We start from the raw sequence: 7,219 nt of genomic DNA on the forward strand, positions 1-7,219 counted from the left end.
ATATTTATGAGTTTTGCAACACCATCATTTTAAAAATAAATATCGTATATTTCAAATTAATATTATACAATATATCAATTGAATTATATATAAGAATGGAGAGTTTTAATTGGAATTATTAAGAAACAGTAGGGTTGGTACAAAACTAAACATATTAATAGCTATATCAAGTATCGCTTGTATAGTATTATCCCTAATAGGTTTTTCGGGACTAGAAAAAGGAAAGAATGCTTCCTCTAATATGTATGAGGACAGCTTATTGCCAATTGAATGGATAGGAATTGTAGAATCTAACTTTTATCATGTTAATATGAATTTTATGGAAATAATGGTGTCCAAAGATGAAAAAAGAATGAACGATTTAATAAAAGAAATGGATGGAATTCGAAAGGAAAACGATCAGTTATTAAAGCAGTTTGAAACTAAAGTTATTTCTAATAAAGAAAAAGAACTATATAGCAAATTTCATGAAGCGTTTAATGAATTAAGAACTCTGATGAAAAAAGCACAAGAATTAGGGAAATCTAATAATGAGGAAGCGTATGCCTATTATCTAAAAGAAATTGAACCTAATATGCAAAAAACAATTCAGTCAATTCGTGAACTAATTATATATAACAGCAACAATGCAGACCAGTTACAGAAAGTTAATAATAATAGTGCCCAAAATACAATGATAATGTTTGTGGTCATATCAATTTTAGCAATTGTCATAGTTATATTTATTGGATATATTATTAAATTTACTATACGAAAACCGCTTATTTTATTACAAAATGATATGGAAAAAGTAGCTGCAGGTGATTTAACAATACGTACGTCTTATAAAGCAAATAATGAGTTAGGAATTATTGTACAGTCTTTCAATAGTATGTTAGATAACCTACAGCAATTAATTGCGAATGTTAAGGTGACAACACAAGAGGTGATTTCTTCTACTGAGGGGGTTTTACAAGACACAAAGCGAGCAACTAATATTTCAAATGAGGTTGTTCAGACCATTTCTGAAGTAAAAGAAAAAATAGCAGGACAGGTAACTAGCATTCAAGAGAGTTCATCCTCAATGGAAGAAATAACAATTGGTGTACAAACAGTAGCTGAATCTTCAGCAGTAGTTGCTGAGGTAGCAGTAACAACCACAGAACAAATACATACCGGCAGTGAAGTGATAAAGCACTCTATTCTTCAAATGAATAGTGTCCATGATGTTGTCGAGGAAACATCAAAAGTAATAGATAGACTTGTTACACGTACACAACAGATTGATACAGCACTGGATGCAATCACTAATATTGCTGAGCAAACGAATCTTCTTGCTCTAAATGCTGCTATTGAAGCGGCACGTGCTGGAGAGAATGGGAAAGGATTTGCAGTGGTTGCAGCAGAAGTGAGAGATTTAGCTGAAAAGTCTAAAGAGTCCGCAAATGAAATTAACCATTTAATTAAATCTATTCAACAAGATACTCAAGATACAGTTCAAGTCATGCAAAAAGGAGAACAAAAGGCAGCAGAAGGAAAAGAAGCGGCCCACAAAGCGGATCAAACATTCTCATCTATTATGAGAGATATTGATAAAATTACAAGTCAAATTCAAGAAGTCTCTGCAGCAACAGAAGAGATGTCTGCCGGCACAGAAGAAGTAAATGCGTCTCTTTCACTAGTATCTGATACTGCAACACAAGTAGAAAGAGAAACAGTTCAAACAGTACAATCAATTCAATCACAAGCAGTTTCAATCAAAGAAATTTCAATTCAATCCAACAGGATGAAAGAGAAGGTAGAAGCATTAACAGAATTGCTTTCAAGATTTATTACTACGGAACAAAAAAAGAATTAATAAATGTGGATACGGTAATAATAATATATTCTTATTTTTATCAAATTAAAATTTTTTAGAATAGATAGGATGGAAGGGAATTAAATGAATAACGAACTAAAGTATAATATTTACGAATTACAACAACTCATTCAAAAAACTTATTCTGATATTAAAACAGCATGTGATATTGCTATTTATCAAGAAAACACTTCTAAATATCTAATTTCATTAGGATTTTTAAATAAATCATATATAACTTATTTAGAAGCTAAAAGATTTTATCGTGAAAATGAAGAACTTGCAAGTGTAGAATTTGATAATTTCTTTGATGCGTATGATAAATTAGAACACGAATTAAAACAAGTTATTTCAAGAGAAGATATAAATCCTTCATTACTACATAGTAGACTTAGTCAGTCTCAGCAGAAAGTTGAAAATATAAATGACCTAATAAAAGTAATGCAAAATGCTCGTTAATGAATGTTTTTTCTTTGGTATATAGAAAGTAAACATTAAAACATTTTAGAAAGAATTCGTTTTGTAAATCCATTTTAAAAATGGTGTGCAAATTGGCTATAAATACATTTACCGATACTTTTTATGAGAGAGCACTTACAGGGAGTGCTCTCTTTTTATTGTATTAAGAATTTCCAAAATAAAAAAGATAAGATCGGAGAGTAGGATCTTATCTTTTTCACAAGGAGAAAAAAGTTAAAAACTATCTTATTGTTTATAATATTATATTTTTAGGGAAATTCCACTTAAAAACTATATTTAGTATCTATATTTATATTGAGAAATTTTTTTGCAAAGATCTATAAATTATTTGAAAGCAAAATACTGACATAGAAGTTATGAAAAATAAGATTTAGTGTTCTTTAATTTGTAAACTTGCGCCCAGTGTAAGGAAGTAAAAAAGGGGGAAACTATTGAATAATTATCGATAATTTAGTGGGCGCCAAATAAAGCATAATAAAAAGTAATAATTGGGGATTACGTTGAATTTTCATATCGTACAAATCCTGATTTGCAATTAATAGGATTTGTAGTGAATGTTTTACAAAAGACAATTGTTGTAGATATCACGCAAAGAATGGATATTGAGGTAGATGATATTAGGCAAGTTGTAAAGTATGGTTATTATAATAAAGTGGTTCATAAGCAAATAAAGAATAGTGTTTCATAAAAAAATTTTGTCTGAGGTATACAATTTTTATATGAAAATAAGTTTGAAGATATTTGCTCATTTGTTAATTAATAATTCCTTCAATCTTTATAGCTGCTATGGATATAAAAAATTATTCATGAAAATTCCACATAATTTTATTAAAAAGCAAAATACTAATACTTGTTTTAATACTTTACTTCGAGGCATTAAAACGAATTTACTAACTACGAAACAAGGAGGCATCACTGTGGACATTCGTGAAGGATTAATTCCAACAGCTTTAGGTACAGCAGTGACAGCAGCAGGTTATGCTCTTAAACAAACTCGTGGAACTAATAAAATGATTGCAAATACAGTATTTGGTTTTGGTTTAGCTCACGTCGTTTTAGGTGTAATCGATCTTGTTGAACATCGTCGTTAGAACGAAAGGCAAGCATTGATATATGCTTGCCTTTTTGGTAGTGCATTTATTATTCGTTTTTCAAAGTATGTTTGTATGACGTAATCCTTATCAATGAAATTAAATAGTTACACTACAGGGAAATTAGAAAATAAAACTTTGAGCATTGAATTTTATGAAATGAGATGGTGATGGAATGGGATTTTCTTCGGAAAGTAATACGTATCATGCTGGTGACATAGTCTATATTTTTTACCGAAATCCTCATACTCAAGACGTAGCTAATATACAAGCTGCAGCAGTTGTAAATAATCCTGAAAGACCTAATGAATTAGCACTATTTCTTTACGAAACGTATTATCCATTAACAAATGAGATGGCTATATATGCTACCGAAGATGAGGCAAACCAAGCATACACTTACTACTATGGTGATATTTCAGAGGGGATGTTGGAATAAATAAGCCGTTTATGCCTAAGCTCGTATATTTTGAACCTAAAGCATTAGATTATCCTTTGGGAAAAGAGCTGTTTGAGAAATTTTCAAAGATGGATGTTGAAATTCGACATACTACTTCCCATAATCAAGTAAGAGATTTGCCAGGCGATAATGATTTTCAAAAGTATCGAGTGGCAAAATCTACGCTTGTTGTTGGTGTTAGGAAAACACTGAAATTTGATACTTCCAAGCCTTCAGCAGAGTATGCAATTCCTTTTGCAACGGGATGTATGGGACATTGTCATTATTGTTATTTACAAACAACGATGGGAAGTAAGCCTTATATACGAACGTATGTAAATGTAGAAGAAATTTTAGATGCTGCTGACAAATACATGAAAGAGCGTGCACCTGAAGTAACAAGATTTGAAGCTTCATGTACTTCAGATATTGTAGGAATTGATTATTTAACGCACACCCTTAAACGGGCCATTGAGCATTTTGGAGAATCTGAATATGGGAAATTGAGGTTTGTTACGAAATTCCACCATGTAGATCATTTACTTGATGCTAAACATAATAAAAAAACAAGATTTCGCTTTAGTGTAAACGCTGATTATGTGATTAAAAACTTTGAACCAGGAACTTCTCCCTTAGCTAAACGAATTGAGGCAGCAGGTAAAGTAGCTAGAGCCGGATATCCTCTTGGTTTCATTGTAGCACCTATTTACCTGCATGAAGGCTGGCAAGAAGGATACTATCAAATGTTTGAACGTCTGAATGCTGAATTATCTCTGGATGCACGGGAGGATATTACATTTGAATTTATTCAACATCGTTTTACAAAGCCAGCTAAGAGAGTGATTGAAAAAAACTATCCGATGACAAAATTAGAATTAGATGAAGAGAAAAGAAGATATAAATGGGGGAAATATGGAATCGGAAAATACATTTATCAAAAAGAAGAAGAAGAGGATATAAAAAATCATCTGTATTCCTATATGAAACAATTCTTTCCTAATGCGAAACTAGAATATTTTACATAAAAGAACAAAATTCATTACATCTTCAATCTAAAAAATTTACTCTCTTAAAAAGTGATATTGGTTAATAACCCATTTGAAAAACTTATATACGAAAGTCTGTTATGTGAAAATATGTTTCATTATGAGCTGAATCCCGACAGTTAAACAGAAAAAAATAGCGGTTGTATGAATATAAGTCCGGTATTGTACCGGGCTTATTCTTTTTAACATTGCATCAATTCTTTTGTGAATATAATTATCTTCAATCTCGCTTAAAATGTCCATACTTTCAAATTCTTTGAGTTAATAGTTTTTTAGCTATGCACATCTGTATTGTAGTCTTAGAAATTTCAGAAAATCAAATTCATATATACTTTTTATGCAAGCTGACGATGTGCATAATTCCCTAAAATTTGTTATTCTAGTTGCATACCTTACAATTTAGATTCTTAATATATTATTATAATAATGTTTATTTATATGAATGGAAGGGGATATGTTATGTTAACTGAGTTACAAAAGATTTTTTTCTCAAAATTAAGAATTCAACCAAAAGAAAATGTGGAATTTGAAGATTTGCATACAATTCTTTTACAGATGGGGCACTTATTACCGTATGAAAACATAGACGTCATGGAAGGAAACATGCAAGATTTTTCTAGAAATAATATTGAAGAAAAACTGCTTTTAAAGAATCGTGGCGGATTATGCTATGAGATTAATTCTTTATTATATTATTTTTTATGTGATTGTGGATTTAATGTGTATCGAGTAGCTGGAACTCTATATGATCCGAAAATAAGAAAATGGAACCCTGATGATGGCCATGTGCTCATCGTTTTACAGCACAAAAATGAAAACTATATAATAGATGCTGGTTTTGCATCGTATCTTCCTTTACAACCTGTTCCTTTTCATGGTGACAGTGTAACTTCTGTGACGGGAGAATATCGTGTTCGTAAAAAAAACACTGAGAAAGGGACTCACGTATTTGAAATGAAGAAAGGGAAAAATGGAGAAACATCTCATTTTCTGGATTCTGATCTTACTGATAATTGGTCTATTGGTTATGCTTTTTATTTAAATGCAATTAATGAAAAAAAAGTGAATGATATACAAAATATGGTTATAGAGCATCCGGAATCGCCAGTAAATAAGGGGAATATTATTTGTAAATTGATTGATCATGGTCATATTGCACTTACTAAACAAAGTTTTACACAAACCCAACATGGAAATAAATCAAAAAAAGAAATAACAGAGAAACAATATTATCAAATACTTAAAGATAAGTTTAATATTTTTTAGACAATTTTTATTTCTCTCCATCTCTATTCATTAATGGAGAGAAAAGGCTCTTATAAAAAGAACTTAATATCTGATTAGTTGTTAAATCATCATTTTAAATATATAATTGAATTTCAAAAATATGTGATTTAAATCACATATTTTTTTTGAAATCATTTATTATTATTTGAGGTGTATAGAATGGGCAAATCTCGCGAACAAACAATTGAAAATATTCTAGAAGCGGCTAAGACAAAATTTGGAGAACATGGCTATGATGGTACAAGTATCCATGAAATTGCAAAGGAAGCAAAAGTGAATGTTGCTATGGCATCGTATTACTTTAACGGAAAAGAGAACCTTTACTTAGAGGTATTTAAAAAATATGGTTTTGCAAAAAAATTACCCAATTTTCTTGAAGAAACACAAAATAATCCTAAAACTGCTCTAAGACAATATTTAACTTTCTTTATTACACATATAAAACAACATCCTGAAATTGGAACTCTTGCATATGAGGCAATTATCAAAGAAAGTTCACAATTAGAAAAAATCAAACCATATATAGTTGTGAATTTTGAACAATTAAAAGAAATCTTATTGGAAGGGAAAGAACAAGGGATTTTTCATTTCTTTTCGACAAACCATACGATTTATTGGATTACTTCCATTGTCTTATTTCCGAAATTCAAAAAGTTTATTGATTCGATGAATCAAAAACATTCCGATGATATGCAAAAAGAATGGATTACTGATGATCTTGTAAACAGAATTATTTCTTCATTAATACATAATCCCACATTATAAAATATCCCTTATTCAAAACTGAATCTACAACTCATTTATTTTCCTGATTCATGAATTACTAAAAATTTTTTGTAGTTATACTCACTGATATTTTTTCACTATTAAATAATTCGAAAAGTTAAGTATTGTGAAATTTGAAATATTTGTAAATTCAACTCTTTAAAGTGTAGCGGTATAAAAGTACATTACTATTTTTAAAGATAATAAAAAAATTAAAGACTTCTAGTGCTATATGTATGTGTTGAAAATTTTATCATTTTAGCCAAGAAGACTC

General features: G+C 30.0%; 8 protein-coding genes. All 8 read left to right on the forward strand.

What is annotated here, in order from left to right; all coding sequences use genetic code 11:
• Positions 1 to 109: 109 nt before the first annotated feature.
• The 8 genes from RT27_RS31205 (at position 110) to RT27_RS31240 (ending at position 6,945) form a co-directional block, all read left to right on the forward strand.
• A complete protein-coding gene (locus tag RT27_RS31205; protein WP_043939097.1) occupies positions 110 to 1,837 on the forward strand; it encodes a methyl-accepting chemotaxis protein in 1,728 nt (575 codons plus the stop codon).
• 84 nt (positions 1,838 to 1,921) lie between these two features.
• Positions 1,922 to 2,296 (forward strand): hypothetical protein, encoded by a 375-nt coding sequence (locus RT27_RS31210; protein ID WP_043939099.1) that lies wholly within the window; start codon positions 1,922 to 1,924, stop codon positions 2,294 to 2,296.
• A gap of 505 nt (positions 2,297 to 2,801) precedes the next feature.
• Positions 2,802 to 3,005, forward strand: coding sequence for a hypothetical protein (locus tag RT27_RS36310; RefSeq protein WP_043939100.1), 204 nt, complete (start codon positions 2,802 to 2,804; stop codon positions 3,003 to 3,005).
• Positions 3,006 to 3,234: 229 nt separating this feature from the next.
• Entirely contained in the window at positions 3,235 to 3,408 is a 174-nt protein-coding gene (locus tag RT27_RS31220; RefSeq protein WP_000354585.1) for a hypothetical protein, read from the forward strand.
• 175 nt (positions 3,409 to 3,583) lie between these two features.
• On the forward strand, positions 3,584 to 3,847 hold the full coding sequence (locus RT27_RS31225) for a transcriptional regulator SplA domain-containing protein (RefSeq protein ID WP_043939102.1): 264 nt from the start codon (positions 3,584 to 3,586) through the stop codon (positions 3,845 to 3,847).
• On the forward strand, positions 3,844 to 4,872 hold the full coding sequence (splB, locus tag RT27_RS31230) for a spore photoproduct lyase (protein WP_043939103.1): 1,029 nt from the start codon (positions 3,844 to 3,846) through the stop codon (positions 4,870 to 4,872). The genes RT27_RS31225 and splB overlap by 4 nt, the downstream gene beginning before the upstream one ends.
• 480 nt (positions 4,873 to 5,352) lie before the next feature.
• Entirely contained in the window at positions 5,353 to 6,159 is an 807-nt protein-coding gene (locus RT27_RS31235; protein ID WP_043939105.1) for an arylamine N-acetyltransferase, read from the forward strand.
• Between the two features lie 180 nt (positions 6,160 to 6,339).
• Positions 6,340 to 6,945 carry a TetR/AcrR family transcriptional regulator gene (locus RT27_RS31240; protein WP_016082859.1) on the forward strand — a complete coding sequence of 202 codons (606 nt, stop codon included), beginning with the start codon at positions 6,340 to 6,342 and terminating at the stop codon, positions 6,943 to 6,945.
• Positions 6,946 to 7,219: the final 274 nt, after the last annotated feature.

The sequence above is a fragment of the Bacillus sp. L_1B0_5 genome (assembly GCF_000836715.1).
Taxonomy (GTDB): domain Bacteria; phylum Bacillota; class Bacilli; order Bacillales; family Bacillaceae_G; genus Bacillus_A; species Bacillus_A thuringiensis_S.

Bases quoted from the DNA above. Each gene is read 5' to 3' on its own strand.
- RT27_RS31240 (WP_016082859.1), top strand. From the start codon at position 6,340: ATGGGCAAATCTCGCGAACAAACAATTGAAAATATTCTAGAAGCGGCT.
- RT27_RS31235 (WP_043939105.1), top strand. From the start codon at position 5,353: ATGTTAACTGAGTTACAAAAGATTTTTTTCTCAAAATTAAGAATTCAA.
- RT27_RS31225 (WP_043939102.1), top strand. From the start codon at position 3,584: ATGGGATTTTCTTCGGAAAGTAATACGTATCATGCTGGTGACATAGTC.
- RT27_RS31210 (WP_043939099.1), top strand. From the start codon at position 1,922: ATGAATAACGAACTAAAGTATAATATTTACGAATTACAACAACTCATT.